The following is a 1,063-nucleotide window of genomic DNA, read 5'->3' on the forward strand; positions in this document are numbered from 1 at the left end:
ACCTGCGGCGGTGGCGCTTCGTCGCGCGCGACGCGGCGCGGGCCGCTGCCGGGCTGGGCCGCCGGGGGCCGCGGCGGGTTCGGCCGTGAAGCACCAGGCGCAGGGGGCCGTGGCGGATTCGGGCGAGAGGCGCCAGATGCAGGCGGCCGTGGCGGGTTCGGGTACGGCGCGCCAGACGCAGGCGGCCGACGCGGGCGTTCTGAGGGCGACTGGCCGTACGCTGGCTTGGACGACGGCTGATAGCGCACCGGCACGCTGGAAGCCGCGGGGGCGGGCGCTGACGGTGCCGATGGGGCAGGGCTGCCAGCAGCCGTCGGCGCGGCCGGCGTGGCAGCTCGGGTGGCACGTTTGGGCGTGCGCTGGATGTTGCGGTCTGAATTGATGGTCATCGTGTCAACGTCCGCGCAGGAAGAGCGCGTCCAGTTCTTTCATCGTGACCTGGCGCCAGGTAGGCCGGCCGTGGTTGCATTGGTCTGCGCGCTCGGTGGCTTCCATCTGGCGCAGCAGCCCGTTCATTTCTTCGATCGTCAGCCGGCGATTGGCGCGTACTGCGCCGTGGCAAGCCATGGTGGCGAGGATCTCGTCCTGCGCGCGCTCGATCATGCGCCCAGCGTCCGCTTCGGCCAAGTCGGCCAGTTCACGCAGCACCGAGCGGGCCAGTGTGACAGGGTCGGCGTCGGGCAAGGCGGCCGGACGCGCGCGCACCGCCAAGGTGGTCGGGCCGAGCGGCGAGATGTCCAGGCCCAGCGCGGCCAAGTCCGTGGCGCGGGCTTCGGCGACGGCCACCTCTTCTTGCGTCGCGGCAAAAGTGCTGGGGATCAGCAGCGGTTGCGCGGCCAGCGGTGCCTGCCGCGCGGCGGCCTTCAAACGCTCGTAGACGATGCGCTCGTGGGCCGCATGCATGTCGACCACGATCAACCCTTGCGCGTTCTCGGCCAGCACGTAGACGCCGGCCAGCTGCGCCAATGCGCGGCCGAGCGGCCAGTCGTTGGCTTCGACGGGGGCCGGGGGCTCGGCGCTGCGGGCGACTTCTGCGAACGGCGCCGTGCTGCCTGCCATGGGC

At 72.3% G+C, this 1,063-nt stretch carries 1 protein-coding gene; it reads right to left on the reverse strand.

Features of this window, described 5'->3' with window-relative positions; translation table 11 throughout:
- Positions 1-393: 393 nt before the first annotated feature.
- A partial coding sequence (locus AC1DYI_RS36635) for a DNA mismatch repair MutL family protein (RefSeq protein WP_477208990.1) occupies positions 394-1,063 on the reverse strand: 670 nt, incomplete at its 5' end.

This window comes from Ideonella sp. P3_A4 (assembly GCF_056403075.1).